Source organism: Propionivibrio soli, assembly GCF_025770765.1.
GTDB classification, from domain to species: domain Bacteria; phylum Pseudomonadota; class Gammaproteobacteria; order Burkholderiales; family Rhodocyclaceae; genus Propionivibrio; species Propionivibrio soli.
The window spans coordinates 263,325-289,036 of the sequence record NZ_JANZKY010000002.1 but is presented as its reverse complement, the minus strand read 5'-3'; the positions used below and the strand labels follow the sequence as shown (position 1 = coordinate 289,036).

General features: G+C 60.9%; 23 protein-coding genes. 18 read left to right on the top strand and 5 right to left on the bottom strand.

The features are described 5' to 3' along the window. Positions 1–12: 12 nt before the first annotated feature. The 8 genes from murG to NZ453_RS03320 all read left to right on the top strand — a co-directional run bounded on the left by murG (position 13) and on the right by NZ453_RS03320 (position 7,974). The gene (gene murG, locus NZ453_RS03355) at positions 13–1,083 is read left to right on the top strand and encodes an undecaprenyldiphospho-muramoylpentapeptide beta-N-acetylglucosaminyltransferase (RefSeq protein ID WP_263768913.1); all 1,071 of its coding nucleotides are present in this window, start codon (positions 13–15) and stop codon (positions 1,081–1,083) included. A 93-nt stretch (positions 1,084–1,176) separates the two neighbouring features. Continuing rightward, on the top strand, positions 1,177–2,565 hold the full coding sequence (gene murC / locus NZ453_RS03350; RefSeq protein ID WP_263768912.1) for a UDP-N-acetylmuramate--L-alanine ligase: 1,389 nt from the start codon (positions 1,177–1,179) through the stop codon (positions 2,563–2,565). Between the two features lie 69 nt (positions 2,566–2,634). After that, positions 2,635–3,546, top strand: coding sequence for a D-alanine--D-alanine ligase (locus tag NZ453_RS03345; protein ID WP_263769020.1), 912 nt, complete (start codon positions 2,635–2,637; stop codon positions 3,544–3,546). 3 nt (positions 3,547–3,549) lie between these two features. Further along, positions 3,550–4,305: a cell division protein FtsQ/DivIB gene (locus tag NZ453_RS03340; RefSeq protein ID WP_263768911.1), complete on the top strand. Its 756-nt coding sequence runs from the start codon at positions 3,550–3,552 to the stop codon at positions 4,303–4,305. After that, positions 4,302–5,531, top strand: a complete 1,230-nt coding sequence (gene ftsA / locus NZ453_RS03335) for a cell division protein FtsA (RefSeq protein ID WP_263768910.1) — start codon at positions 4,302–4,304, stop codon at positions 5,529–5,531. The genes NZ453_RS03340 and ftsA overlap by 4 nt, the downstream gene beginning before the upstream one ends. A gap of 41 nt (positions 5,532–5,572) precedes the next feature. Further along, complete coding sequence (ftsZ, locus tag NZ453_RS03330) at positions 5,573–6,745, top strand: cell division protein FtsZ (protein ID WP_263768909.1); 1,173 nt, start codon at positions 5,573–5,575, stop codon at positions 6,743–6,745. Positions 6,746–6,845: 100 nt separating this feature from the next. Next, positions 6,846–7,775: a UDP-3-O-acyl-N-acetylglucosamine deacetylase gene (gene lpxC, locus NZ453_RS03325; RefSeq protein ID WP_263768908.1), complete on the top strand. Its 930-nt coding sequence runs from the start codon at positions 6,846–6,848 to the stop codon at positions 7,773–7,775. 10 nt (positions 7,776–7,785) lie between these two features. After that, positions 7,786–7,974, top strand: coding sequence for a hypothetical protein (locus NZ453_RS03320; protein ID WP_263768907.1), 189 nt, complete (start codon positions 7,786–7,788; stop codon positions 7,972–7,974). On the opposite strand, the gene NZ453_RS03315 is transcribed toward NZ453_RS03320, so the two are convergent. Next, on the bottom strand, positions 7,961–8,395 hold the full coding sequence (locus NZ453_RS03315) for a DciA family protein (protein ID WP_263768906.1): 435 nt from the start codon (positions 8,393–8,395) through the stop codon (positions 7,961–7,963). The two genes, NZ453_RS03320 and NZ453_RS03315, sit on opposite strands and share 14 nt — an antisense overlap. Before the next feature lie 23 nt (positions 8,396–8,418). On the opposite strand from NZ453_RS03315, the gene NZ453_RS22020 reads away from it, so the two are divergent. The 5 genes from NZ453_RS22020 to NZ453_RS03290 all read left to right on the top strand — a co-directional run bounded on the left by NZ453_RS22020 (position 8,419) and on the right by NZ453_RS03290 (position 16,061). After that, positions 8,419–9,432, top strand: coding sequence for a M23 family metallopeptidase (locus tag NZ453_RS22020; RefSeq protein ID WP_263768905.1), 1,014 nt, complete (start codon positions 8,419–8,421; stop codon positions 9,430–9,432). Between the two features lie 96 nt (positions 9,433–9,528). Beyond that, positions 9,529–12,240, top strand: a complete 2,712-nt coding sequence (gene secA, locus NZ453_RS03305) for a preprotein translocase subunit SecA (RefSeq protein WP_263769019.1) — start codon at positions 9,529–9,531, stop codon at positions 12,238–12,240. Between the two features lie 122 nt (positions 12,241–12,362). Further along, positions 12,363–13,601: a bifunctional glutamate N-acetyltransferase/amino-acid acetyltransferase ArgJ gene (gene argJ / locus NZ453_RS03300; protein ID WP_263768904.1), complete on the top strand. Its 1,239-nt coding sequence runs from the start codon at positions 12,363–12,365 to the stop codon at positions 13,599–13,601. 149 nt (positions 13,602–13,750) lie between these two features. Beyond that, the gene (locus NZ453_RS03295) at positions 13,751–14,224 is read left to right on the top strand and encodes a pilin (RefSeq protein WP_338051138.1); all 474 of its coding nucleotides are present in this window, start codon (positions 13,751–13,753) and stop codon (positions 14,222–14,224) included. A gap of 277 nt (positions 14,225–14,501) precedes the next feature. After that, positions 14,502–16,061, top strand: a complete 1,560-nt coding sequence (locus tag NZ453_RS03290; RefSeq protein ID WP_263768903.1) for a PglL family O-oligosaccharyltransferase — start codon at positions 14,502–14,504, stop codon at positions 16,059–16,061. A 374-nt stretch (positions 16,062–16,435) separates the two neighbouring features. Here NZ453_RS03290 and NZ453_RS03285 read toward each other — a convergent pair whose 3' ends face one another. From NZ453_RS03285 to NZ453_RS03275, 3 genes are all read right to left on the bottom strand, one after another. After that, the gene (locus tag NZ453_RS03285; RefSeq protein ID WP_263768902.1) at positions 16,436–17,125 is read right to left on the bottom strand and encodes a Crp/Fnr family transcriptional regulator; all 690 of its coding nucleotides are present in this window, start codon (positions 17,123–17,125) and stop codon (positions 16,436–16,438) included. Positions 17,126–17,545: 420 nt separating this feature from the next. After that, positions 17,546–18,406: a pirin family protein gene (locus NZ453_RS03280; protein WP_263768901.1), complete on the bottom strand. Its 861-nt coding sequence runs from the start codon at positions 18,404–18,406 to the stop codon at positions 17,546–17,548. 24 nt (positions 18,407–18,430) lie between these two features. Beyond that, positions 18,431–19,033, bottom strand: a complete 603-nt coding sequence (locus tag NZ453_RS03275; protein WP_263768900.1) for an FMN-dependent NADH-azoreductase — start codon at positions 19,031–19,033, stop codon at positions 18,431–18,433. 108 nt (positions 19,034–19,141) lie between these two features. Here NZ453_RS03275 and NZ453_RS03270 point away from each other — a divergent pair, with 108 nt between their 5' ends. The 5 genes from NZ453_RS03270 (at position 19,142) to NZ453_RS03250 (ending at position 24,558) form a co-directional block, all read left to right on the top strand. Beyond that, a complete protein-coding gene (locus NZ453_RS03270; protein WP_263768899.1) occupies positions 19,142–20,101 on the top strand; it encodes a LysR family transcriptional regulator in 960 nt (319 codons plus the stop codon). A gap of 191 nt (positions 20,102–20,292) precedes the next feature. Further along, on the top strand, positions 20,293–21,474 hold the full coding sequence (locus tag NZ453_RS03265) for an efflux RND transporter periplasmic adaptor subunit (protein WP_263768898.1): 1,182 nt from the start codon (positions 20,293–20,295) through the stop codon (positions 21,472–21,474). After that, positions 21,474–22,211 carry an ABC transporter ATP-binding protein gene (locus tag NZ453_RS03260; RefSeq protein ID WP_263768897.1) on the top strand — a complete coding sequence of 246 codons (738 nt, stop codon included), beginning with the start codon at positions 21,474–21,476 and terminating at the stop codon, positions 22,209–22,211. The genes NZ453_RS03265 and NZ453_RS03260 overlap by 1 nt, the downstream gene beginning before the upstream one ends. 5 nt (positions 22,212–22,216) lie before the next feature. Further along, positions 22,217–23,371: an ABC transporter permease gene (locus NZ453_RS03255; RefSeq protein ID WP_263768896.1), complete on the top strand. Its 1,155-nt coding sequence runs from the start codon at positions 22,217–22,219 to the stop codon at positions 23,369–23,371. A gap of 8 nt (positions 23,372–23,379) precedes the next feature. Continuing rightward, entirely contained in the window at positions 23,380–24,558 is a 1,179-nt protein-coding gene (locus NZ453_RS03250) for an ABC transporter permease (RefSeq protein ID WP_263768894.1), read from the top strand. Positions 24,559–24,601: 43 nt separating this feature from the next. Here the strand turns inward: NZ453_RS03250 and NZ453_RS03245 are convergent, their stop codons facing one another. Continuing rightward, positions 24,602–25,645, bottom strand: a complete 1,044-nt coding sequence (locus tag NZ453_RS03245; protein ID WP_263768891.1) for a GMP reductase — start codon at positions 25,643–25,645, stop codon at positions 24,602–24,604. Between the last annotated feature and the right edge of the window lie 67 nt (positions 25,646–25,712).

Below are 25,712 nucleotides of genomic sequence, written 5' to 3'. Positions count from 1 at the left end.
GGGGGAATAACCGTGGCTAAGACGCTTCTCGTCATGGCGGGGGGAACCGGGGGGCACGTCTTCCCGGGGCTTGCCGTGGCCGACCTGTTGCGCAGTCGTGGTTGGCGCGTGGTCTGGATGGGCAATCCGGATGGTATGGAAGCCAAGCTTGTTCCATCCCGCGGCTACGAGATGTCCTGGGTGCGTTTCGGTGCGCTCCGCGGCAAGGGCCTGCTGCGCAAGCTGCTGCTCCCTTATGCACTGCTTGCCGGTTTCTGGCAGGCGTTGCGTGAGATACGACATATCCAACCGGACGTGGTGCTTGGTATGGGCGGCTACATCACTTTTCCGGGGGGAATGATGGCCGTTCTGCTCGGGCGGCCGCTGGTGGTCCACGAACAGAACTCGATCGCCGGTTTGGCGAATCGGGTGCTCGCCATGGTGGCCTCGCGCGTTGTCGCGGGTTTTCCCGACGTGTTGTCGAAGAGCCGCTGGGTCGGCAACCCGGTGCGGCCTGAAATCGCGCAGATGCGATTACCTGCCGAGCGCTATGGCGACCGGGAGGCTGAGGGCGATGAGCCCTTGCATCTGCTCGTACTCGGCGGCAGCCTCGGCGCGGCCGCCATCAACGACATCGTGCCCAAGGGGCTGAGTCTCATTCCAGAGGAAATCCGGCCACGGGTAGTGCACCAGGCGGGAGCCCGCCACCTCGAGACGCTGAAGGAGAACTACGCGGCCGCTGGCGTGCGCGCCAATTGCGTGGCGTTTATCGACGATATGGCGGGGGCTTACGAGTGGGCCGATCTTGTGTTGTGCCGAGCCGGCGCCTTAACCGTCGCGGAGATCGCAGCCGCTGGGGTGGCCAGCACCTTGGTTCCCTTTCCGCACGCCGTGGATGACCACCAGACGTCGAATGCCAAGTTCCTCGTCTCCGCGGGCGGTGCGTTTCTGTTGCCGCAGAACGAAATGACGCCGGAGTCGGTGAGCCTGATCCGCAACTACACCCGTGGCCAATTATTGCAGATGGCGGAAAAGGCGCGCGCGCTTGCCAAGCCAGACGCAGTGGCCGAAGTGGCCCAGGTATGCGAGGAGCTTGCGCGATGAACGCCGATAGCGCGATCAACCGCTGGCCAGAAGGCGCGCTGTCGCCGATACAACCTTTTTCTTTGCGCCTCGGAGCGCAGATCGAGTTTTGAGATGAAGCACAAAGTCAAAAACATCCATTTCGTCGGCATCGGCGGCTCCGGTATGAGCGGTATCGCAGAAGTGCTGGCAAACCTCGGCTTCGGCGTGAGCGGTTCTGATTTGGCCGACAACGCGACGACGCGTCGTCTTGCTGGCCTTGGCATCCGCATCGCGACCGGGCATGCAGCGCTCAATGTAGGAAATGCCGACGCGGTTGTCGTGTCGACGGCGGTCAAGGAAGACAACCCGGAAGTCATTGCCGCGCGCGAACGCAAGCTTCCAATCGTCCCGCGCGCACAAATGCTGGCCGAGTTGATGCGCCTCAAGCACGGCATCGCTATCGCCGGTACGCATGGAAAGACCACCACGACCAGCCTCGTCGCCTCAATTCTTGCCGAGGGCGGGCTTGATCCGACGTTCGTTATAGGCGGCCGACTCAATGCGGCCGGAGCAAACGCGCGTTTGGGGTCCGGAGACTTTATCGTGGCAGAGGCCGATGAGTCGGACGCCTCCTTTCTCTTTCTCTCGCCGGTGGTCTCGGTAGTCACGAACATTGACGCCGACCATATGGAGACTTACGGACACGATTTCGGCCGGCTCAAACAAGCCTTCGTCGACTTCCTCCAGCGCTTGCCGTTCTACGGCGTCGCAGTTCTCTGTGCTGACGATCCCAACGTTGCGGCCATCATGCCGCAGGTGACGAAACAGATCGTGAGCTACGGCTTGTCGCCGACGGCCAACGTTCGTGCCGAGAACGTGGTGGCCCACGACGGCCAAATGACATTCGACTGTGTGCGCGTCAACGGTGCGGTCACGCGCTTCCCGGTGACCGTCAATCTTCCCGGTATGCATAACGTGCTCAACTCGCTGGCGGCTATCGCGGTTGCCAGCGAGGTCGGTATTTCGGACGAGGCAATCGTCAAGGCGCTCGGTGAGTTCCGGGGCGTTGGCCGCCGATTCCAGCGCTACGGTGAAGTCGCCGTTCCGGGTGGCGGGCATTTCACGCTGATCGACGACTACGGCCATCACCCGGCTGAAATGCGCGCCACCATCGCGGCCGCACGCGGTGCTTTCCCGGGACGACGGTTGCTGCTCGCATTCCAGCCTCATCGCTATACGCGTACACGCGACTGTTTCGAGGACTTCGTTTCCGTCTTGAGTTCGGTCGACGCGCTGGTGCTTGCGGAAGTCTACGCGGCCGGTGAGACGCCCATTGTTGCGGCCGATGGACGGACGCTGGCGCGCGCGCTACGTGTCGCGGGGAAAGTGGAACCCGTGTTTGTCGAGGACATTGCAGGTATGCCGGAAGCCGTTCTTGGCGTTGCGCGTGACGGCGACGTGGTGATCACGATGGGTGCCGGGTCGATCGGTGGCGTCCCCGGCAAGCTGGCTGGAAATTGAGGGATTGCCGACAGGTACGGTGGATGGAAAAAGGGTACGGACGGGCGAATGAGGAATCAGGGCAAAGCGATGAACGTTAAGGATTTCGGAAGAGTGGCAGTTCTGCTTGGAGGTCGTTCCACCGAGCGCGAAGTATCGCTCAATAGTGGTGGTCGCGTGCTGGCGGCGCTGCAGAGGCAGGGCGTGGACGCGCACGCCTTCGATCCGGCTGAGCGAAAACTCGACGAACTGACCGCATTCGATCGCGTGTTCATCGCGTTGCATGGTCGGTACGGCGAAGACGGGACCATCCAGGGGGCGCTCGAACTCATGGGCATTCCGTACACCGGGAGCGGCGTCATGGCCTCTGCCGTCGGCATGGACAAATGGCGTACCAAGCTCTTGTGGAATGCAGTCGGCATCGATGTCCCAGCGTTCGCGATGCTCAACGCGAACAGTGATTTCGCCGCCATCGAAGGCCAACTCGGCTTGCCGCTCTTCGTGAAGCCGGCATGCGAAGGGTCGTCGATCGGCGTTTCCAAGGTGCGGTTGCCGGGCGAACTTTCCAAAGCGTATGTCGAAGCCGCGAATTACGACCGAGCCGTCATTGCCGAGCAAGGGATTCTCGGTGGCGAATACACCGTCGGCATTCTTGGCGACGAGGCGTTGCCGATTGTCAAGATCGAGCCGGCGACCGATTTCTACGATTACGAAGCGAAGTACTTGCGCGACGACACCACCTATCGCTGCCCTTGCGGTCTCCCGGAGTCCCGTGAGCTCGAACTGCGCGCGACGGCGCTTGAGGCATTTCGCGTACTTGGATGCCGTGGCTGGGGGCGCGTCGATTTCTTGATGGACGGCGCCGGCCACGCCTACTTCCTGGAGGTCAACACCGCGCCGGGAATGACCGATCACTCGCTCGTGCCGATGGCGGCGCGGGCAGCCGGTATTTCGTATGACGAGCTCGTCGTGCGCATCTTGGCGCTCGCCTCCCTGGGATGATCAATGTGGAACAAGCCGCAACTGATGACCGCCGTTGCCGACCTGCTCTTTGTAGCAGGCGCGGCGGGTCTGCTTGTGGCCGCGGTGCTCTGGGGCGCACGTCTGCCGTGGTTTCCGGTACGCGACATTGTTGTGATGCACGAATTGCGGGAAGTGCGTCGCAGCGAGCTGGAGGATGCGTTGGCCGGACGGCTGCGCGGCAACTTTTTCAGCGTCAATCTGGATGCGGTGCGCCAATCGCTGGAGGAGTTGCCGTGGATTCGCCACGCAGAGGTCCGGCGGCAATGGCCTTCGCGCATCGAGATTACGCTGGAGGAACACGTGCCGGTCGCGCACTGGGGGCAGAACGGCGGGCAATTGGTGAATTCGCACGGCGAGGTGTTTGCCGCAACGATGAGCACGCCGGAAGAGAAACCGATGCCGACTCTGACCGGGCCGGCCGATCTGGCGCCCGAATTGTTGGGTTACCTGCGCGAGGCCGAAGAGATGCTGAAACCGACCGGCCGCTCACCGCAGCACCTCGTGTTGTCACCCCGGCTAGCGCTGCAAATCCGGTTGGACGACGGCATGGTTGTGGAACTGGGGCGCGAGCAGACGAAGGCGCCCGTTCACCAGCGGCTAGAGCGCTTTGTCGAGCATTACGCGAGCTTGTTGACCATCGCCCGGCAAAAGCCAACCACGGTCGACATGCGCTATCCGAACGGCTTTGCATTGCGTCTGGCGGCTGCGGCGGCCACTGAGAACAAAGGGAAACCATGAGCAGGGACAACAAGGAAATCATCGTCGGCCTCGATATCGGAACGACCAAGATCGTCGCGCTGGTCGCCGAAATCACGCCCGAGGGCCGCTTGAACATCATCGGCATGGGGTCGCAAGACTCGCGGGGCCTGAAGAAAGGCGTTGTCGTCAATATCGAAGACACGGTGGCGACGATCTCCCGCGTTCTGCAGGAAGTCGAGCTGATGGCCGACTGCAAGGTCAAGGATGTCTATACCGGCATCGCGGGCAGCCATATCAAGAGTTTCAACTCGAATGGCATGGTAGCCATCAAGGAAAAGGAAGTCACTCCGATGGACGTCGAGCGGGTCATCGAGACGGCGCGCGCCATGCCGATCCCCGCCGACCAGGAGATTCTGCACATCCTGACGCAGGAATTCATCATCGACGATCAGGACGGCATCCGCGAGCCGATCGGGATGAGCGGCTTCCGCCTGGAGGTGAAGGTGCACATCGTCACCGGTGCCGTTTCCGCGGCACAGAACATCGTCAAGTGTGTGCGTCGCTGTGGCCTTGAGGTGAACGATCTCGTTCTGCAACCGCTCGCGTCGAGCTACGCGGTGCTCTCCGAGGATGAAAAGGATCTCGGCATCTGCCTCGTGGACATTGGCGGAGGTACGACGGATATCGCGGTGTGGACGCAAGGGGCCATCCGCCATACGTCGGTGATTCCGATCGCCGGCGACCAGATCACCAACGACATCGCCATGGCATTACGTACACCGACACGCGAGGCGGAGGAAATCAAGCGCAACTACGGCTGTGCGCTTTCCGAGCTCGCCGATCCCGAGGACGTGCTCGATGTCGCCGGCGTCGATGATCGTCCGTCGCGCAAGTTGTCGCGTCGAGCATTGGCCGACGTGATCCAGCCGCGCGTCGAGGAATTGTTCGAGCTTGTGCAGGCCGAGTTGCGCCGGTCCGGCTTCGAGGAGGTGCTCTCGTCCGGCATCGTGCTCACCGGCGGTTCGGCAGTCATGCCGGGCATGATCGAACTCGGCGAAGAAGTCTTTCACATGCCCGTGCGTCTGGGTATTCCGCGTTATCAGGGAGCACTGGCCGACGTTATTCAGACGCCGCGGTTCGCTACGTCGTATGGGCTGCTGCTCGAAGCGCAAACGCAGCGCAAGCGCGGACTCAAGGTACGCGAGACACGCGATATGAAGCAGGTCTTCGGACGTATGAGGGCCTGGTTCGAAAAGAACTTCTGACCAGTTTTTGATTTTTTGAGTTTTTTGCGAAGGAGAGAGCCATGTTTGAAATCATCGAGAAGGAAGACGTTGGCGCCGAATCCGACACCGTGATCAAGGTCATCGGGGTCGGCGGTGCGGGCGGCAACGCCGTGGATCACATGATCCAGGATGGCGTCATGGGGGTGGAGTTCATTGCCGCCAATACTGATGCACAAGCGCTCAAGCGCAGCGTTGCGCACAAAAAGATTCGCCTGGGCCGCACGGGCCTCGGCGCCGGGGCCAAGCCCGAGATGGGACGTTCCGCAGCGATCGAAGAACGCGACCAGATTGCCGAGGCGCTCAAGGGCGCGCACATGGTGTTTATTACCGCCGGCATGGGCGGTGGTACCGGAACCGGCGCCGGCCCGATCGTCGCTGAAGTTGCACGCGAGCTCGGCGTATTGACGGTCGCTGTTGTCACCAAGCCGTTTGCCTTCGAAGGCAAACGTCTGAAAGTCGCGGAAGAGGGGATCGCCGAACTCCAGAAGAACGTGGACTCGCTGATCGTCATTCTGAACGACAAGTTGATGGATGTGCTCGGCGACGACGTCTCGATGGACGAAGCCTTCAAGGCGGCCGACAACGTTCTGCGCAACGCTGTCGGCGGTATCGCCGAAATCATCAACTTCCCGGGTCTGGTCAACGTCGACTTCGAAGACGTGCGCACGGTAATGGGGGAAATGGGCATGGCCATGATGGGCTCGGCGAACGCCTCCGGCGTGGACCGCGCGCGCATTGCGGCCGAGCAGGCGGTCGCTTCGCCGTTGCTGGAAGGCATCAATCTCTCCGGCGCCAAGGGCGTCCTGGTCAACATCACCGCAACCCGCAGCCTCAAGATGAAGGAAGTCAATGAGGTGATGAGCACGGTGCGCGAGTTCGCGGCCGAAGACGCACATATCATCTTCGGTGCGGTCTACGACGAATCGATGGGCGAGGAAATCCGCGTTACCGTCGTTGCCACCGGCCTCGGGCAGGCACAAGCCAAGCGGCAGAGTTTTGAGGTGATCAACACACCGGTGATGCAGGGTACGGGAACCGACGGCGTCTTCGCCAACGGGTCGGCGATCGACTATAGCCAGCTCGACGTGCCGGCTGTCGTGCGCAAGGGGCGCAGCTCGACGGTGGAAGCGCTCGCCAACAGTGGCGTCGATCGTTACGACATCCCCGCTTTCCTGAGGAAGCAGGCCGACTGACGTAGATTTACTCTCTTCGCAAAGGGATCGGCGGATTGCAGCCTGCGGAGCATGTCACCGCTGTGTTACAATTCGCCGATTTCCCAACTTTTTCAGTGACATGCTGAGACAGCGCAGCCTCAAATCCCTCATCCGCGCCTCGGGCGTAGGCCTTCATTCGGGCATCAAGGTCAACATGGCCTTGCGGCCGGCCGCTCCGGATACGGGAATCGTGTTTCGCCGCATCGATCTCGATCCGGTCGTTGATCTCCCGGCCTCTGCGCTTATGGTTGGCGACACGCGCATGTGCTCGTGTCTCGAACGTGACGGTGCCAAGGTGGGCACCATCGAACATTTGATGTCGGCTTTCGCCGGACTGGGCATCGACAACGCTTACGTCGATCTGGACGCGCCGGAACTACCGATACTCGACGGGTCGGCGTCGCCTTTTGTTTTCCTGATTCAATCGGCAGGCATCGAGGAACAGCCGGCGGCCAAGAAGTTTATTCGTGTCAAGCGCCCGATCGAAGTCCGCGAGGCGGACCGTACGGGCGACAAATGGGCTCGTTTTGAACCCCATGATGGCTTCAAGCTTACATTCTCGATCGTCTTTAATCATCCCGCGATCGACCGCACCGGGCAGGAAGTGACCGTCGATTTCGCCCAGCATTCCTACGTGCGGGAAGTTGCGCGCGCCCGCACGTTCGGTTTCATGCAAGAGGTCGAATGGCTGCGCGAGAACGGCCTTGCACAAGGTGGTGGCCTGGATAATGCGGTGGTTCTCGACGAATTCCGGGTGCTCAACTCCGATGGCCTTCGTTACAGCGACGAATTCGTCAAGCACAAGGTGCTTGACGCCATCGGCGACCTCTACCTGCTCGGCTCCCCGCTGCTGGCTGCTTTTACCGCTCATAAATCCGGCCACGCCTTGAATAATCTACTCGCACGCGAACTCCTCGCCAACCCGGATGCATGGGAGTACGTGACTTTCGCTGATCAGGCCGCGGCTCCGCAAGCCGTGACCCGTTGGCTGGCTCAGCCGGCCATCTGAGGACTGCGACATGTGGGTGCTCCGGCTGCTCGGAGTCCTTGTTGCGATTGCCGTCGGAAGCGGCGTTGCCCTGTTTTTTGTTACCCGTGATGTGCGCTATCTGCGATTTACCTGGCGGCTTTTCCGTTACGCCGTCATTGTCGCCTTGGTGGTCTTTGGCCTGCTGATTCTCGAGCGGGTTGCCGTCATTCCCGTCTAGCAGAACGCTCGAGCAACGTCTCTATCGCTGACCGCAGCGAGGAGTTCGGCAGCGAGTCGCGCAACGTCGTTAGTTCGCCGCTGGCACGCGAGCTAAGCGGCTTCAATGTGGAAGTGCTTGATTGCTCTCGGTAATCGCGAGCTTGCACTTTGACTTGGACGTCGTTACACTCGATCCCCCGGTTAAGAAAAATGTCGACCAAGGTCGGCGCCAACTGGCGCAACTTGGCAGCAACCGCGCCGCTGGCGGCGTGAATGACCAACGTTCCGGACTTTAAATTGACCAACCGGCTCGACTGAGCCAGGTGTGGCGGCGCCACTTGCTGATAGAGGCGCGCCAGTTTGATCAGCAGTCGCGCGTGGGTGAGCACCTTTCCGGCGCCATCGGCTGCTTCGAGGTAGTTTTCGAGGGATTTTTGCATCGGGAACTTCGAGGAGAAGCAACGTGCATATTATTCTCGTCTCCAATCACCTAGCAACCGCGAAAACGGTGAATGTGTCGCCGCGCCTTGCATTGGCCTTGGCCGGTGCCGTGCTTGCGCTCTGTGTGGCGCTGGCCTTCGCCTTGTCGTGGATCGGCATGCGCCTTAATCTGCCGATTGCAGCCGAATTAGCGGCGACGGCCCAAGAGTCGCAGAACCGCAAGACCGAAGCCTACGTCCGCGACAACATTTCCGCGATGGCCGTGAAGCTGGGCGAAATGCAGGCTCAAGTCATGCGGCTTGACTCTCTCGGCGACCGGATTTCCAAGCTTTCCGGCGTCAATGCGTCCAAGGACGAAAGTGCGGGCAAAGGGCCCGTTGGTGCGTCTGGCGGTCCGCTCGTCCTTTCGCTGCAGCCACTTGGTGTCGATGAACTGAAACGCGAGATCGACCGGCTCGCGGAGGTCGTTGAGGACCGCAACGATCACCTGACCGCCCTCGAATCCCAGTTGATGGAACGGCGGATCAAGAGCGTCTTGCTGCCGACGTTGGCGCCGATCAAGGCCGATCACATCGGCTCCACGTTTGGCCGTCGCATCGACCCCATCGCCGGGGTAGGGGCGATGCACGAGGGCATTGATTTCGTCGCCGACGTTGGAACGCCGGTCACTGCCTCCGCAGGCGGTGTGATCATTACTGCGGAATACCATCCGCAATATGGAAACATGATCGAGGTCGATCACGGAAATGAGTTCACCTCTCGCTATGCCCATTTGTCGAAGATTGGTGTCAAGCTCGGACAGATCGTCAAGCGCGGACAGCAGATCGCGTTTAGTGGCAATACGGGGCGCTCCACCGGCCCTCATTTGCATTTCGAAGTTCGGTTCAAGGGCGTGGCACAAAATCCAGCACGGTTCCTGCAGCAGGACACGCAGTTTGCCCTCTACAATCCAGAACCATCATCTTCGAAGAACGGGCAAACGCGCAGCGTTGCGTCGGGGCCCCGTGTCTCCGCTTCCTTCAAGCCGACGCGCTGACCGAATCCATTCCCAGGCAAGCCAATCGCCGCTCCGACTTTCCGTGGAGTGGCGGTGGTAGAATGCCTTCTTTTTACGCGCTCCAATACCGTCAGAATGATTTCGGGCATCCTCAAGAAGATTTTTGGCAGCCGCAATGATCGGCTGATCAAACAGTACTCGTCCACCGTCCGCCAGATCAATGCGCTGGAGCCGGCCATCAGCGCGCTTTCGGACGATGAGCTGCGCGGAAAGACGGCGGAGTTCAAGGCGCGTGTAGCCAGCGGCGAAACGCTCGACGCGTTATTGCCGGAGGCGTTCGCGGTCGTACGCGAGGCGGGAAAGCGTGCGCTGGGGATGCGGCATTTCGACGTGCAGTTGATCGGTGGCATGGTCCTGCACAACGGCAAGATTGCCGAAATGCGTACAGGCGAGGGCAAGACGCTCGTCGCCACGTTACCGGCGTACCTGAATGCGCTGGCAGGCAACGGTGTCCATATCGTGACCGTCAACGACTACCTGGCGAGCCGTGACGCAGAGTGGATGGGGCGCCTGCACCGATTCCTTGGTCTCACGGTCGGTGTCAACCTCACGCAGATGGAACACGCGGCGAAGCAGGAAGCGTACGCGGCGGATATCACCTACGGAACCAACAACGAGTTTGGTTTCGACTACTTGCGTGACAACATGGTGTATAGCGCGTCGGAGCGCGTCCAGCGCAAGCTTGCTTACGCCATCGTCGACGAAGTGGACTCCATCCTTATCGACGAGGCGCGCACGCCGCTGATCATTTCGGGTCAGGCGGAAGATCGCACTGATCTGTATGTGCGCATGGACAAGGTCGCACCAATGCTGACCCGTTGCCAGGAGGAAAATGGTCCCGGCGATTACTGGGTCGACGAAAAGGGCCATCAAGTACTGCTGACCGAAGCAGGTCATGAGCACGCCGAGCAAGTCCTGACCCAGGTTGGGCTGCTGCCCGAAGGCCGCAGTCTCTACGACGCGTCGAACATCGTTCTGATCCACCACCTCTACGCCGCCTTGCGCGCCCACACGTTGTTCTTGCGCGACCAGCAGTACGTCGTGCAGAACGGTGAAGTGATCATCGTCGATGAATTCACGGGCCGCTTGATGGCCGGGCGCCGCTGGTCGGACGGACTGCACCAGGCCGTTGAGGCCAAGGAGGGCGTGCAGATTCAGAATGAAAACCAGACGCTGGCCTCGATCACCTTCCAGAACTATTTCCGCATGTACGGCAAACTCGCTGGCATGACGGGAACGGCCGATACCGAGGCCTATGAGTTCCAGCAGATCTACGGTCTGGAGACTGTCGTCATCCCGACGAATTTGCCGATGATCCGTGTCGACAACAACGACCAGATCTTCCGCACGGCGAAAGAGAAGCACGAAGCGATCATCGCCGACATTCGCGATTGCCGGGACCGCGGGCAACCGGTCCTTGTCGGTACGACGTCGATCGAGAATTCGGAACTGCTGTCCGACCTGCTCAACCGCGAGAAACTTCCGCACCAGGTGCTGAATGCGAAACAGCACGCGCGGGAAGCGGAAATCGTCATGCAGGCCGGCCGTCCGGGCGTGATCACCATTGCCACGAACATGGCGGGCCGTGGTACCGACATCGTCCTTGGCGGCAGCATCGAGAAGCAGATCGCGGCCATCCGCGACGACGAATCGATCGAGGCGGCCGACAAAGAAGCGCGTATCGCCGCTTTGCGTGCCGAATGGCAGCTGTTGCACAATCAGGTGGTCGCGGCCGGCGGTCTGCATATCATCGGCTCCGAGCGGCATGAGTCGCGTCGTATCGACAACCAGCTGCGGGGCCGTTCCGGCCGCCAAGGGGACCCAGGGTCGTCGCGTTTCTATCTTTCGCTGGAAGACCCGCTATTGCGTATCTTTGCTGGCGACCGGCTGAAGGCGATCATGGAACGCCTGAAGATGCCCGAGGGAGAGGCGATCGAGCATCCTCTCGTTTCGCGTTCGCTGGAATCTGCGCAGCGCAAGGTCGAGGGCCGCAACTTCGACATCCGTAAGCAGCTGCTGGAATACGACGACGTCGCCAATGACCAGCGCAAAGTCATCTATGCGCAGCGCAATGAACTGCTTGAGAGCGACGACATCTCCGAGACCGTCACCGCGATGCGCCACGGTGTTCTGACCGACATTTTCCGCAAGTACGTACCGGCGGATAGTGTCGAAGAGCAATGGGAGCTTTCTCCCCTCGAGAAAGAGCTGGCGACCGAACTGCTCCTGTCGTTGCCGATCGTCGAGTGGTTCAAGAACGAGCCGACGCTGGGCGATGAGGCCATCCTGCAGCGCATCATCGAGCACGCCGACAAGGCGTACACTGAAAAGGTCGAACTCGTCGGCGCCGAGCCGTTCCACCAGTTCGAGCGCAATGTAATGCTGCAGAGCGTGGATACCCATTGGCGCGAACATCTGGCCGCGCTTGACCATTTGCGTCAAGGTATTCACCTTCGTGGGTACGCGCAGAAGAATCCGAAGCAGGAATACAAGCGCGAGGCGTTCGAACTGTTCGAACTGCTGCTCGACGCGGTGCGTACCGACGTCAATCGTCTGCTGATGACGGTGCAGATCCGTGCCGAAGAAGTACAGGAAACGCCACCGCCCGCCGAAATGCAGAATGTGCAATACCAACACACGGATTACGACACGGCGTTGGCGGGACCATCTGACGAGGCGGCGGCTGGAGTGTCGCCGATCCACGCGGGACCAAAGATTGGCCGGAATGATCCGTGCCCGTGCGGTTCGGGCAAGAAATACAAACAGTGCCACGGAAAATTGAGCTGAAGCGGAGGAAGACCGCGGCTGGATAACGCGAATAGGGCGGCGGTTTGCTCGGCGTTTCCAGCGACGTATCTCGGTGATCTGTTTATCCCAGACAATCTTGCGTATCAACAGAGGTCAAGCACATGCCGGTCAACTACGCCACGCCCGCCCCTGAAGCGTTGTTTCCCGTTCCTGGTGTTCGTCTCGGGCTTGCCGAGGCCGGGATTCGCAAGGCGGACCGACGCGACCTGACGCTGCTGGCGCTCGACCCCGGATGCACGGTCGCTGGCGTGTTTACGCAGAACCGCTTCTGCGCGGCCCCCGTCCATCTTTGCCACCGCCACCTTGACTCCGGCAGCGAGATTCGCGCGCTGGTCATCAATACCGGCATTGCCAACGCCGGAACCGGCGAGCCCGGCCTGCGTGCTGCGGAGAAAACGTGCGCGGCACTTGGCCAGCTGCTTGGTATCCAGCCCGAGCAAGTGCTGCCGTTTTCGACCGGCGTGATTCTCGAACCGCTGCCGATTGATCGCCTCGTGGCCGGGCTTCCCCGCTGCGTCGGTGATCTCAAGGCCGACAACTGGCATGCGGCGGCGCACGGCATCATGACTACCGACACCGTCGCCAAGGCCGCTTCTCGGCGCGTCGAAATCAACGGCAAGACGGTGAGCATCACCGGCATGTCCAAGGGCGCCGGCATGATCAAGCCGAATATGGCGACCATGCTCGGTTTTGTCGCCACTGACGCCGGGATCGCGGAGCCGTTGCTCCGCCAACTGGTACGCGAAGCTGCCGACGAATCGTTCAACTGCATCACCGTTGATGGTGATACCTCGACGAACGATTCCTTTATCCTCATCGCCACCGGGCAGTCCGGCGTAGCTTTCGCCGACGAAAACGCTCCCGGTTACGCGGCTCTGCGCGCGGCCGTCATCGCCGTTGCGCTCGAACTCGCCCAAGCTATTATCCGCGATGCTGAAGGCGCCACGAAGTTCATCACGATCGCCGTCGAGGGCGGGAAAAACCGAGACGAGTGCAAACGCGTCGGCTACGCCGTCGGTCACTCCCCGCTCGTCAAAACCGCCTTCTTCGCGTCCGACCCCAACCTAGGGCGCATTCTCGCCGCCATCGGCTACGCCGACATCCCGGCGCTTAACGTCGACGCCGTACGCGTCTGGCTCGGAAGCGAAGGCGAGGAAGTGCTCGTCGCCGAAAAAGGCGGTCGCGCCGAAACCTACCGCGAAGAGGATGGGGCGCGGATCATGAAATCGGCGGAGATCGGGGTGCGCATCGATCTTGGGCGGGGCAGTGTAAGCGCCAAGGTTTATAGCTGCGACTTTTCGTACGACTACGTGAAGATCAATGCGGATTATCGGAGCTGACGTTTTTTGTCATGAAGCGCCGTAAATCGACACATATCCGTCCCGGACCTAGCGGTGAAGCTTGGTCCCGCCGAGAGCTCTCGTCTGGCACGATCCTTGAATAAAGATAACCAACGGGTTTTCCGTTGCTTACTCAAGAGGGGTTCATCATGATGAAGAAAGTGCAAAGAGGCTTTACGTTGATCGAACTGATGATCGTGGTCGCGATCATCGGCATCCTGGCTGCTGTGGCCTTGCCAGCGTATCAGGACTATACAGTGCGCGCGAAAGTGTCCGAGGTGATCCTGGCGGCGGATATGTGCAAGACGGCCATTGTCGAGGCATCACAGACCGGTTTGGCTTCGACGCCAGCAGCGAACGGATTTAGTTGTGAAAGCCAGTCTGCTGTCTCTAAATATGTCGCATCCGTGACAACGACCGCAGCCGGTGTTATTACGGTTACGGCTCAGAACATTACGCCCGCCGTCAATGCCCACACCATCACACTCACGCCTTACACGGACGCTGGCAACGCAACGGCAGCTGTTGCGGCTAACTACGTAACGGGGACCAATGTCCCGGTCCGCTCTTGGGTCTGCGCTGGCGATATTCCTGCCCAGTACCGTCCCGCTAGCTGCAAGTAATCCTATTTGATGCGCTAAAGTCAGGGGAGCCGCCTTCGGGCGGCTCTTCTTTTTCACAAAGAGGTTTCAGGCGTGATACGCCGCGTACAAATTCGATTTCTAGTCGATGCGCGCTGTTAATCTTTCAAGAGCGTGTGCCATTGCGCTTGCGGTTCTTGCTAGTGGGGCTTGGCTCGTCCCCAATCACTATCAGCCGTGGCTTTCGGCATGGAACGACGGTGAAGTCATCGTTTGCTTGTTGGGACTCGCGTTGGTTCTGGCCCGAGGAAAGTGCAGCGTGTCGAGGACAGCCGTCGCTATTGCGGGCATTTGCTGCGCCACCATACTGATCCAACTTGCCACGGGGACGATCCTGTTTCTTGGTGACGCCGTTATGGCGGTTATGTATGTTTGCTTCTGGCTGGCTGCAGTCCATGTGGGGCGCGCCATGGTGACGTCGCCAGACGGGGATGGTTTGCTTTCGGCTCTTGCGGCCGGATGGTGCCTTGCAGCGCTCGTGTCGGTCGGCATAGCAATGGCGCAATGGACTCAGTCCTTGGCGTTGAACATTTACGGAGCGGATCTGTTGCCCGGAACACGCCCTTTTGGAAACGTGGCGCAACCAAATCATCTCTGCACACTGTGTTACATAGGGTTATGCGGTCTGCTTTTCTTGTATGAGAGCCGAAAGGTAGGCGAACCCGTCCTTTACCTCGGTACTTTTATCCTTTTGCTAGGCATGGTGGCTGCGCAGTCACGTACGGGGTGGGCCCAGATTGGGTTACTTGTCGCTTGGTTGAGTATCGCCCGCAGAAAATCCCGCCTACGCATAGGGAAACGGGTCTTGTGCTTCATCGGTGTGGCCTTTTCGTTGGGCGTATTACTATGGCCCGCTTTCGGGAACTTGCTTTTGTTGGGAGTCGAACGTTCGGTCGAAGATCAATTTCAGGAAGGGGTGCGTTTTCGTCTGTGGTGGGTAATGCTGGGCGCCCTTGGAAAAGCGCCGCTATTTGGGTATGGATGGCAGCAAATTGGGGCGGCGCAACTGCGTGTCGCGCTTGATAACGCGCCACTTGGCGCGTTATTTGACCACAGTCACAACTTCTTCCTGGATATTCTTCTATGGAACGGAGTGCTTGCCGGAGGCCTCATTGTAGCGTTGGTCACCGCGTGGGGTTTCCGGCACCTTCGGCTATGCGGGGATCCTTACTCTGCATGTTTCTTGGCCGTGGTTGGCGGCATTTTTTCGCATGGAATGCTGGAGTACCCGCTCGCATACGCGTATTTCCTTATCCCAATCGGACTTTCCATGGGCATTGTGGAAGCCAACGGGGAGCCGAAGAGACGCGAACTCGTCATGAACAGAAAAGTGGCGTTCTCATTCGCGGCTATATTGATCGCCCTATTTTTATGGGTTGCTAACGAATACATTAGCGTCGAGGAACGGTATCGCGATTTGCGCTTCGAAATGGCGCGAATCGGCATTCACCTCCAGAGGGCTCCTTGGCAGGAAGGAAAACTGCTAACGCAACTCGAATCCTTAATGCGTTACTACCGCACAGAAGCCACTACGGACACAGCACCGGACAAGTTGGAATGGATGAGGAAAGTCGCAACACGTTATCCCTACCCTCCGATCTTGTTGCGATTTGCGTTAGCGGCCGGGTTGAGCGGGCAGACAGAAACCGCCGCGCACACGTTGCAGCTTATTTGCCATATTCATCTACCTGCACGTTGCAAGGAGGCACGCGAGAGTTGGTTTGCCCTCCAAGAACGTTATCCGCAATTGAGCCGCGTTGAACCACCGGATTTCGGTGGGACCTCGGTAACGTTGTCGCCGTTTTCCGAAGCTCGGTGAGGAGAGGGACTAGGGGCTACTCACGGCAATCTTGCCGGCAACGATTTTTCTCACATCTCCATCAAGACACGATTTCGCTGCATGCTCGCGTCCAGAGACCTTTCGGCGGCTGGCACTGTTCCTATCGGCTACGCATCTTGGATTTTCCCACAGGCATTAAGCAGAAATACCTAAGTAGTCAACCTAAGTAGTCAACGAACCCTTGCTGAAGCCGTGCCGAGCCAGCCCTGAATTCAATCCCCTGCTTGGTTACCGCCCGTCAGCACTTCGTCGCGCAATGCGACGTCGAACTGCTTGTTAAGAGGCCGTTTTTTCGAACAGTGCTAGCCAGCGCGGCGGAAAATCCCATTAGTAAGCCACCGTTATCAGAGGCCTTATAAATCATAACCTCGCAACTTCTCCACATCTGGAATAGCGATCCTTCTCCCAGCCACCTCGATTAGCCCTTCTTCCGAAAGCTGGTGGAGGATGCGCGAGAAGTGTTCTTGGGTGAGGTTGAGGCGGGAGGCGATGACGCCTTTGCTGGTGGGGAGCGTTACCGCGAGCGAGCGGGTGCCGCTGTCGGGGTTCTCGCGCAGGAGGTAGCCGATAATGCGTTGGCGGCCGGAGTGCAGCGAGTATGACTCCACGTCGGTGACGAGGTGGTGAAGGCGCATTGAGAGGCTGGCGAGCATTTTGCGGGCAAGTTTCGGGTCGCGCTCGAGTTCGCCGAGGATGGCCGCTTTACCGATGTGCAGCAGGCGGGCGTCCGCGAGCGCTTGCGCATAGACCATGTACGGTTTGTCCATGAACATCGCTGCTTCGCCGAAGGTGTGGCCGGGGCCAACAATGTCAATGACCTTTTCGGTGCCTTGCGGCGATGTGAAGGCGAGCTTGATCTGACCGTCGACGACGAGGTGAAATCCGGTCGACGGGTCGCCCTTGTGAAAGAGGACTTCGCCGCGCGCCGCTTTCACTTCGCGGGTGCCGTGTGCCACGCGAGCAATTTCGTCCGGGGCGAGGCTGCTGAAAAGGGCGACGTGCGAGAGTTCGGTGCCGATGTCGATCGTGGAGTTTTCCGTCATGTCGAAACGCTGAGGATCGTCTAGGGATGAGGCCCCATCGTCGCATCTGACCTTCGCCCGGGCAAGGGGCAGTCGCTGTCGTTGAGTTCCGTGCTAAGCGGGCACTCGCTTTCTAAGGCAACCTGGCTGCAAATGTGCTCCTGAATCTACCCCAATAAACCTTGTCGTAACGAGCCTCAAGGGGCGACGATACGGAACCCTCGGTCAGTCTGAAGATAGGCTGTCCGCCGACCCCGAGCGCTTGTCCGCTAGACCTCCTCTAGGAGGCACCTTCTCCTTGTTTCCTCCGTGGAGAGAGCGACCGGTCCGGCGTCTATCGCCGAGCCTTGGAGACGCCACTGTGGGCGCCCGCAAACCCGGCGCAGGTCGAACAGTCACGTAGTTCGTTTTTAACCCGCCAAGCGGGAAGCCTGTGTTGGCCTACGCCAGCACGCCGTTCTGATAATCGTTGATCGCCTGCTCGATTTCTTCGCGGGTGTTCATCACGAACGGACCGTATTGCACGACCGGTTCGTTGAGCGGGCGGGCGGCGAGCAGCAGGAAGGCGGCGGGACCATCTTCGCTGGCCGCGACCTGCAGGCGGTTACCTTTGCCGAGAAGACCGGCCTCGTGCGCTGCGAGCGAGCGATTCTCGCCAGCGTCTTCGATTGCCACGCGACCGTCGTAAACATAGATAAAAGCGTTGTGTCCGTCGGGAAGCTCATGTTCAAAACGTGAGCCGGCAGGCAATTCCACATGCAGGAACAACGGATCGGTGCTGATGCCGGTGATTGGTCCGGTCGTGGCGCCAGTGTCTAAGCGCAATATTCCGGCAACGACACGCGCCGTTCCGCCGCTGTCGAGTTCGACCGTGGGAATCTCCTCGGGTGCGATGTCGCGGTACGACGCCGGTTTCATCTTCTCGCGCGCTGGCAGATTGATCCAGAGCTGAAAGCCATGCAAACGCCCGCTCTGCTGTTGCGGCATTTCGGAGTGGATGATGCCGCGGCCGGCCGTCATCCACTGCGCGCCGCCGCTTTTCAGCTCGCCGCGATGCCCGAGATGGTCCTCATGCAGCATATGGCCTTCGAGCATATACGTCACGGTCTCAAAGCCGCGATGCGGGTGACTGGGAAAGCCGGCGATGTAGTCCTCCGCGTTCTCGGACGAAAACTCGTCGAGCATGAGAAAGGGGTCGAGACGCAGTCCCGGGGCTTGCCCGAGGCTGCGACGCAGCTTGACCCCCGCGCCGTCTGAGGTTGGTGCGGCGCGGATGATTTGCTGCAGGCGGCGTGTCGTCATGGCGTCCTCGCGGGGCAAAGAGGCTCAGGCCGCCAACTGAGCAAGACGTTCCCGGGCATTGGCCAGAGCCACCTGTTTCCCTGCCTCGCCCATATTCAGTCCTTCCGCATAGACGAACTCGACGTCGGTGATGCCGATGAACGCGAGGAAGTCGCGCACGTACCCGGTCTGCGTGTCGCGCGGGGTTCCTGCATAGAGCCCGCCGCGCGCGGCGAAAACGTAGGCTTTCTTGCCAGTGAGCAGACCGACCGGACCTTCGGCGGTGTAGCGGAATGTGACCCCCGCGCGGGCAATATGGTCGAAGTAGGCCTTGAGCGTGGAAGGGATGCCGAAGTTGTACATCGGTAAACCGATCACCAGCGTATCGGCCGACTTCAGTTCCTCGATGAGCGCGTCGGATTCGGCCACGATAGCCTCTTGGCGGGGCGTACGCTCCTCCGGCTTGGCGAGAAACGACAGGAAGCGCTCGGCATCGAGGTGAGGCAGCGGGGCGGCGGCGAGGTCGCGGGAAACCACGTGTGCATCAGGATGGCGGCGCCGCCATTCGGCAACGAAGGCATCCGCGAGCTGGCTCGATTGTCCGCCGGTGGAGAAGAGGCTGGTGTTCAGTTGAAGCAAGGTTTTCATGGCACATCTCCTTGGGTGAGAGGGTATGGCCGTATTAAACGATTTGTTGATACGATAGAAAAGTAGAGAATATTGTTTGATATGGTCGAAAAATTAGATAACAAAACAATGGCGACGGAATCCGATGGGCTGGAATCCGCCCCGCAAAGTGCGCCGCACATCACGCTGGAACAATGGCGGGCCCTGATCGCCGTTGTCGACGCGGGCGGTTACGCGCAGGCGGCCGAGGCCCTCTTCAAGAGCCAGTCGGCCGTTACGTACGCCGTGCAGAAGATCGAGGCCTTGCTTGACGTGAAGCTGTTCTCGATCGAAGGGCGCAAGGCCGTGCTGACGCGGGAAGGGCAAATGCTCTATCGGCGAGCGCGTGCGTTGGTTGCCGAGGCCGGCGAACTGGAACGTGCGGCGCGGGCTCTGTCAGCGGGCTGGGAGGCCGAGATCCACGTCGTCGCTGAAATCCTCTTTCCTCCATGGCTGCTGATCGGCTGCCTTGGCCGCTTTGGCGCAGAAAGCCCGCACACGCGGGTCGAGGTCATCGAATCCGTCCTTGGCGGCACATCGGAGGCCCTGTTGCAGGGGCAGGTCGACTTGGCGATCTCGCCGCGGATTCCGCCGGGCTTCTTCGGCGAGCTTTTGATGACGCTGCCGCTGTTCGCCGTCGCACATCGCGATCACGCGCTGCATCAGTTGGGACGGGAGGTGACGGTCCGCGATTTGCGCGTGCACCGCCATATCGTCGTGCGGGACACCGGGGGCCGACGCGACCGGAAGACGGGCACTGTCGACGTTGATCAACGCTGGACGGTCAGCCAGCTCTCCACCTCCATCGAGGCCGTCGCTTCGGGGCACGGTTTCGCCTGGCTACCCCGCGAGCACATACGCAGCGAACTCGAAAGCGGTCTCCTCAAACCGCTACCGTTGCGCGACGAGAAGGAGCGTCTTGTCCCGCTGTATCTGATCGTTGCCGCGCCCGACCTTGCCGGGCCGGGCGTGCGCCGTCTCGCCGAGATTGTGCGCGAAACGACGGCGGGCGCGTGCCAGAAGCGCGCGCCGGAAACTTCCAAGGTCTAAGCGTCCGGAACCTGCGCCGCTGTTCGGACTCGAAACCGAGCGGGAAGCCCGAGGGTTTCTCGGGCCTGGGAGCGGAACGTCTTGCCAAGCAGGGCTCCGTTCTTGCCGTCCGCGTACGCAGTGTCGCCGTGGAACTCCATTAAAGCGACCGCTTTCCCCGGCTTGCCGGGCATCCTTCTTCAGCGAGAGCCATGCCAAACCAGGATTTGTCGCGCCTCACGATAGACCGTACGCCGAGCGCTGCGCCCCGGCGGTATGGCGGCCGCAAACGCTGGTTATGGATCGGCGCCCTCATCCTTGTAGGCGCTGCGGGGCTCGGATGGGCGAAGTTCAACGGCGCCAAACCCGTCGAAACGGTTGCGGTGACGACCGCCTATCCGTATCAAGCGGCGACGCAACTCAACGCGGCGGGCTATGTGGTCGCTCAGCGCAAGGCCTCAGTGGCGTCGAAGGCCACGGGGCGGCTGGAGTGGCTCGGCGTGGCGGAAGGCAGCCAGGTGAAGGCCGGGCAGGTGATCGCGCGTTTGGAGAATCGCGACGCACAGGCGCAAGTTGAGCAGGCCAACGCGAGCGTTAATGCCGCAAAGGCCGAGCTCATGGACGCCGAGCAGGCACTGACGCGGGCGCGTGATCTTGCCCGGCAGAAATTCATCTCCGTATCGGCACTCGATACGGCACAGGCGCGTTTCGACAAGGCCAAGGCGGGCGTCGGCGTGGCGCAGGCGAACCGTCGTGCGGCGCAGGTGGCCGCCGACCAGACGCAAATCCGCGCGCCGTTCGACGGCGTCGTGCTGACCAAGACGGCCAACGTCGGGGATGTCATTACGCCGTTCTCGTCGGCGTTGGAAAGCAAAGGCGCCGTAGTGACAATGGCCGACATGGAGACGCTGGAGGTCGAGGCCGATGTGTCCGAAGCCAACGTCGCCAAAATCCGCGTCGGCCAGCCGTGCGAAATCCAGCTCGACGCCTTCCCTGAAAAACGGCTGCGCGGTGTCGTCAGCCGCACCGTGCCCACGGTCGATCGCGCCAAGGCTACGGTGCTCGTCAAGGTGCGCTTCGTCGATCGCGACCGTGCGGTACTGCCCGAGATGAGCGCCAAGGTCGCCTTCCTCGAAAAAGAGATTCCGGCCGCCGAACGCCGCTCCCTGACTGCCGTGCATCGGGATGCGCTCGCTGAACGGGATGGAAAGGCTGTGGTTTTCGCCGTCGCCGATGGGCGAGCGCGCATGATTCCCGTTCAAACGGGTCAGAAGATCAACGACCTCGTCGCCCTGCAAGCCGAGACGGCGTTGCATGCGGGCGAAAAGGTGGTTGCGCGCCCTGCGGATAACCTGCGCGACGGCGACAAGGTCAGTGTCGCGGCCAAGCCGTGATGAATCAGCCGAGCGAGGTCGATGCGACGGTCGGCGACGTGGCGGACGTGCCGCCACTGGTTTCGTTGCGCCGCATTGTCAAGAGCTATCGACGCGGCCAGCAGACAGTTCCCGTGCTGGCGGGGATCAGCTTCGATATCGCCGCGGGCGAGTTCCTGGCGTTGATGGGGCCTTCCGGTTCGGGCAAGAGCACGTTGCTCAACCTCATCGCCGGCATCGATCGTCCGGACTCCGGGGAACTGATCGTCGCGGGCGAAGACATCGGCGGGCTGAGCGAAGCGGAACTCGCCGACTGGCGGGCGCAACATGTCGGTTTCATCTTTCAGTTCTACAACCTGATGCCGGTGCTTTCAGCGGTGGAGAACGTCGCTCTGCCGCTGCTGCTGAAGGACATGCCACGGACTGAGCGGCGCGAGCGGGCCGAGCTTGCGCTGGAGATGGTCGGCTTGGCCGACCGCATGGCGCATGTTCCTTCCGAACTTTCAGGTGGGCAGCAGCAACGGGTGGCCATCGCGCGGGCGCTTATTACCGACCCGACGGTGATCGTCGCAGACGAGCCGACCGGCGACCTCGACCGGGAGTCGGCGAACGAGATCCTCAATTTGATGCAGCGCCTGAACGACGAGATCGGCAAGGCGATCATCATGGTCACGCACGATAGCCGCGCCGCGGCGTACGCCCACGCCATCATGCACCTTGAAAAGGGCGAATTGTCGGCGCGCGAACAGGTGCGCTGAGAACGATGATCCTCGCGCTGGTCTTCCGCAACGCCTTCCGCCACAAGCTGCGCACAGCGCTGACCGTCGTCGGGCTGACCGTCGCCGTGCTCGCCTTCGGCCTGCTGTCGACCGTGATCGAAGCGTGGTACGCCGGCGCGGAGGGTGCATCGAACGCGCGGCTGATCGTGCGCAACTCGATTTCACTCGTGTTCCCGCTACCGCTCACGTACGAACAGAAAATCCATCAGATCGATGGCGTGAAGGCGGTGTCGCTCGCCAACTGGTTCGGCGGCATCTACAAGGACCCGAAGAATTTCTTCGTTCAGTTCGCCATCGACCCGTCGACCTACCTCGACCTCTACCCCGAATTCGTCCTCAGCGACGTGGACCGCCGCGACTTCCTGCGCGACCGCAAGGGCGTGATGGTCGGCGAGAAACTCGCGGCGACCTATGGTTTCAAACGCGGCGATACGGTAACGCTCAAGGGAACGATCTATCCGGGCGAATGGGACTTCGTCGTGCGCGCAATCTACACGGGGCGCGATGCCCGCACCGATGTGGCACAAATGCTGTTCCATTGGGATTATCTCAACGAGACGATGAAGGTCCGCGTACCCCGGCGCGGGAATCAGGTGGGCGTGTATATCGTCGAGGTCGGCGATCCTGCGCGGGCTGCTGAAGTGAGCCGCGCGATCGACGCCGAGTTCAGGAACAGCAATGCCGAAACGCTGACCGAGACGGAGAAGGCTTTCCAACTCGGCTTCGTGTCGATGACGGAAGCGATCGTGGTCGCGATCCGAGTCGTCTCGTATCTCGTCATCTTCATTATCCTCGCGGTCATGGCCAACACGATGGCGATGACCGCGCGCGAGCGCACGGCCGAATACGCCACGTTGAAAGCACTGGGTTTTGGACCGGCGTTCGTGATGGCTTTGATCTACGGCGAGTCGCTGGCCATCGCCGGCATTGGCGGGGCTGTAGGTATCGCGCTTACGTTCCCGGTTGCCGACGCCTTCGCCAAGGCAATGGGAACGCTCTTTCCAGTCTTCGTCGTTTCGAAAGCGACGCTCTGTTGGCAGATCGCCTGCGCGGCAGCTGTCGGCTTGGTGGCCGCCGCGCTGCCCGCGTTCAATGCCTCGAGGGTGAAGATCGTCGACGGTTTACGCAGCATCGGGTGACTGACGGCATGCGTCTACCGATCGCTTACTCCCTGCGCAATCTCTGGACGCGCAAGCTGACGACGGCGCTTACGGCCGGCGGTCTGGCGCTTGTCGTTTTCGTCTTCGCCGCCGTACTGATGCTCGACGAAGGTCTGCGCCGGACGCTCGTTGAAACTGGCTCACCCGAGAACGTGGTCGTGACCCGCCGTGCGTCGGGGACGGAGGTTCAAAGCGCGATGGAACGCGCGCAGGCGGCGATCGTCGAGAGCCTGCCACAAATCGCGCTCGGTGCCGATGGTGAGCGCCAGGTGTCGAAGGAAACCGTCGTCTTGATCTCGCTCAACAAGCGGCAGGTTGGCGCCGCGCCGCAAAAGCCGTCGAACGTCGTCATTCGCGGCGTGTCGCCAATGGGGCTCGCTTTGCGGCCGCAGATACAAGTCGTGAACGGACGCCTGTTCCGGCCCGGCAGCAATGAGATCGTTGCCGGCCGCGCGATCGCCGAGCGTTTCGCCAATGCCGGCCTCGGCGAGTCGTTGCGCTTCGGCGGGCGCGAGTGGGTCATCGTCGGCCTCTTCGACGCGAACAAGTCAGGATTCGACTCCGAAATCTGGGGTGACGTCGACCAGTTGATGCAGGCGTTCCGCCGGCCCGTGTATTCGGCGCTCGTTTTCCGGCTCAGCGATTCGGCGGCCTTCGACGCGGTCAAGGGGGCCATCGAGAGCGACCAGCGCCTGACGCTGGAGGCGAAGCGCGAGACGCAGTTCTATGCCGACCAGTCGCAAGCGCTGTCGACCTTCATACGCATTCTCGGGCTTTCGCTCTCGGTGATCTTCTCGATCGGTGCCGTGATCGGCGCCATGATCACCATGTACGCCGCCGTGTCGAACCGTACCGGCGAGATAGGGACGCTGCGTGCGCTGGGTTTTCGCAAGGGCAGCGTGCTGGCGGCTTTTCTGCTCGAATCGCTCTTCCTGTCGCTGCTTGGTGGCGCGATCGGGCTTGGCCTCGCGTCCACCATGCAACTCCTGACGATTTCGACGATGAATTGGCAGTCGTTCTCCGAACTGGCCTTCTCGTTCACGCTGACGCCCGGTATCGTGGGAAAGAGCCTCGCCTTTGCGCTGGCGATGGGGTTGGTAGGCGGTGTCCTTCCGGCCGCTCGCGCGGCGCGGATGAACATTGTCGATGCGCTGCGCGCCGCCTGAGAGCGACGCGCGTTTGTCGCTCCGAGGGCGTCCGATCTGCCGGTCAGCCGACCGAGCCGAATACTTCGTTCAGTTGCTGCGACACCCGGATAAAGGTCGTGCGTTTCGAAAGCTCCTTGAGGCGCCGGGCGCCGACGTAAGTGCAGGCGGAGCGCACGCCGCCGAGAATGTCTTGCAGCGTGTTCTCGACCGGGCCGCGGCATTCAAGAAGCACCTCCTTGCCCTCTGATGCGCGATAATCGGCTACGCCGCCGGCATATTTGTTCATCGCCTCGCGCGAACTCATGCCGTAGAAGCGCATCTTGCGCACGCCGTTCTCCTCAACTACATCCATGCCGCACTCGTCGTGACCGGCGAGCATGCCGCCGAGCATCACGAAGTCGGCACCGGCGCCGAACGCCTTGGCCAGATCGCCTGGCGACGTGCAGCCGCCGTCGGCACAGATCAGGCCGTGCAGGCCGTGGGCCGCGTCGGCGCATTCGATGATTGCCGACAGTTGCGGATAGCCGACTCCCGACATGCGCCGCGTTGTGCACACGGAGCCCGGACCGATGCCGACCTTGACGATATCGACGCCGTCCAGGATCAACTGCTCGGTCATCTCGCCGGTAACGACGTTGCCCGCCATGATGGTGAGTTCAGGATGCGCCGTGCGCAGCTTGACGATGAAGTTGATGAAGGCTTTCGTGTAGCCGTTGGCCACGTCTACGCACACGTTCTGGATTGTGCCGCGCGCCCCTTTCATGACGCGCGAAAATTTCTCGTAGTCCGGTGCCGTGATTCCCATCGAGTAGAACATGGGCGGCGATTCAGGCTGCTCGGCAAAGAAGTCGAGCAGCTCCTGGTCGCCGTAGTGCTTGTGCAGCGCCACCGACAGCTGATGCTTGGCGAGCGCCCGTGCCATCTGGAAGGTACCGGTGGCGTCCATATTGGCGGCGATGATCGGTATGCCGTGGTACTTGCGTTTCGAGTGCAGGAAGACGAATTCCCGCGAGATGTCGACTTCCGAACGCGACGTCAACGTCGAGCGTTTTGGACGCAGCAGAACGTCCTTGAAATCGAGCTTCATGTCTTGTTCAATGCGCATTGCATTCTCCTTGAATATGCCAGGATAATGTATATCCTGAAAAGTCCCCGGGCCGATACAATTCTGA

What these genes read in the sequence shown, in the direction of transcription:
- NZ453_RS03245 (WP_263768891.1), bottom strand. Translation starts at nt 25,645, where the DNA reads ATGCGCATTGAACAAGACATGAAGCTCGATTTCAAGGACGTTCTGCTG.
- NZ453_RS03295 (WP_338051138.1), top strand. Translation starts at nt 13,751, where the DNA reads ATGATGAAGAAAGTGCAAAGAGGCTTTACGTTGATCGAACTGATGATC.
- ftsA (WP_263768910.1), top strand. Translation starts at nt 4,302, where the DNA reads ATGAGCAGGGACAACAAGGAAATCATCGTCGGCCTCGATATCGGAACG.
- NZ453_RS03285 (WP_263768902.1), bottom strand. Translation starts at nt 17,125, where the DNA reads ATGACGGAAAACTCCACGATCGACATCGGCACCGAACTCTCGCACGTC.
- NZ453_RS03265 (WP_263768898.1), top strand. Translation starts at nt 20,293, where the DNA reads ATGCCAAACCAGGATTTGTCGCGCCTCACGATAGACCGTACGCCGAGC.
- murC (WP_263768912.1), top strand. Translation starts at nt 1,177, where the DNA reads ATGAAGCACAAAGTCAAAAACATCCATTTCGTCGGCATCGGCGGCTCC.
- NZ453_RS03320 (WP_263768907.1), top strand. Translation starts at nt 7,786, where the DNA reads ATGTGGGTGCTCCGGCTGCTCGGAGTCCTTGTTGCGATTGCCGTCGGA.
- lpxC (WP_263768908.1), top strand. Translation starts at nt 6,846, where the DNA reads ATGCTGAGACAGCGCAGCCTCAAATCCCTCATCCGCGCCTCGGGCGTA.
- NZ453_RS03340 (WP_263768911.1), top strand. Translation starts at nt 3,550, where the DNA reads ATGTGGAACAAGCCGCAACTGATGACCGCCGTTGCCGACCTGCTCTTT.
- argJ (WP_263768904.1), top strand. Translation starts at nt 12,363, where the DNA reads ATGCCGGTCAACTACGCCACGCCCGCCCCTGAAGCGTTGTTTCCCGTT.
- NZ453_RS03255 (WP_263768896.1), top strand. Translation starts at nt 22,217, where the DNA reads ATGATCCTCGCGCTGGTCTTCCGCAACGCCTTCCGCCACAAGCTGCGC.
- NZ453_RS03275 (WP_263768900.1), bottom strand. Translation starts at nt 19,033, where the DNA reads ATGAAAACCTTGCTTCAACTGAACACCAGCCTCTTCTCCACCGGCGGA.
- ftsZ (WP_263768909.1), top strand. Translation starts at nt 5,573, where the DNA reads ATGTTTGAAATCATCGAGAAGGAAGACGTTGGCGCCGAATCCGACACC.
- secA (WP_263769019.1), top strand. Translation starts at nt 9,529, where the DNA reads ATGATTTCGGGCATCCTCAAGAAGATTTTTGGCAGCCGCAATGATCGG.
- NZ453_RS03345 (WP_263769020.1), top strand. Translation starts at nt 2,635, where the DNA reads ATGAACGTTAAGGATTTCGGAAGAGTGGCAGTTCTGCTTGGAGGTCGT.
- NZ453_RS03280 (WP_263768901.1), bottom strand. Translation starts at nt 18,406, where the DNA reads ATGACGACACGCCGCCTGCAGCAAATCATCCGCGCCGCACCAACCTCA.
- NZ453_RS03270 (WP_263768899.1), top strand. Translation starts at nt 19,142, where the DNA reads ATGGCGACGGAATCCGATGGGCTGGAATCCGCCCCGCAAAGTGCGCCG.
- NZ453_RS03315 (WP_263768906.1), bottom strand. Translation starts at nt 8,395, where the DNA reads ATGCAAAAATCCCTCGAAAACTACCTCGAAGCAGCCGATGGCGCCGGA.
- NZ453_RS03260 (WP_263768897.1), top strand. Translation starts at nt 21,474, where the DNA reads ATGAATCAGCCGAGCGAGGTCGATGCGACGGTCGGCGACGTGGCGGAC.
- NZ453_RS03250 (WP_263768894.1), top strand. Translation starts at nt 23,380, where the DNA reads ATGCGTCTACCGATCGCTTACTCCCTGCGCAATCTCTGGACGCGCAAG.